The sequence below is a fragment of the Massilia psychrophila genome, assembly GCF_002760665.1.
In the GTDB taxonomy this organism is placed as follows: domain Bacteria; phylum Pseudomonadota; class Gammaproteobacteria; order Burkholderiales; family Burkholderiaceae_D; genus JAFCUW01.
Genome location: NZ_PDOB01000089.1, coordinates 1 through 788, shown reverse-complemented (window position 1 = coordinate 788; position 788 = coordinate 1). Strand labels below are relative to the sequence as shown.

Below are 788 nucleotides of genomic sequence, written 5' to 3'. Positions count from 1 at the left end.
TGCAAAGGCATGGGCGTGTCACGCGCCACGTACTACCGTGCCAAGTGGTCGCGCGCGGCGCTGCATACGGTGCGCCAGCCGCGACGCTCTCCGCTCGCCCTCGGAACGGCGGAGCGCCAGCAAGTGCTCGATGTCCTGCATGCGCCCGAATACGTCGACAGCGCGCCCCACACGGTGTACGCGCGTCTGCTCGACGAGGGCATCTACCTGGCATCGGTGTCGACTTTCTATCGCCTGCTGCGCAAGGCCGGCGGTACACGGGCGCGGCGCGACGAACTGGTTCATCCTGCCTACGCGCGGCCAGAACTGCTGGCGACGAAACCGTGCGAAGTCTGGTCATGGGATATCACCAAAATCAAGGGGCCGGCCAAGTCAGCGCATTTCCACCTGTACGTCATCCTCGACATCTTCAGTCGTTGCGTGGTGGGCTGGATGATTGCAGGCTGGGAGTCGGCGGAACTGGCAGAAGCGCTCATTGCCGACACCTGCGGCAGGCACGCCATCACCCCTGGTCAGCTGACCTTGCACGCCGACCGCGGCGCTTCCATGCGCTCCAAGCCGGTCGCCGATCTGCTGGCCGACCTGGGCGTCATCAAGAGCCACAGCCGGCCCTACGTTTCCGACGACAACCCATACTCCGAATCACAGTTCAAAACCATGAAATACCGACCCAGCTTCCCGGCCCGGTTCCAGTCGATCGAGGAGGCACGATCCTTCTGCCAAACGTTCTTCGCCTGGTATAACAACGAACATCGCCACTCCGGCATCGGCTACGTGACGCCGGCGGC

General features: G+C 63.7%; 1 protein-coding gene. It reads left to right on the top strand.

What is annotated here, in order from left to right; all coding sequences use genetic code 11:
• On the top strand, positions 1–788 hold a 788-nt coding region (locus CR103_RS21750), incomplete at both ends, for an IS3 family transposase (RefSeq protein ID WP_143752730.1).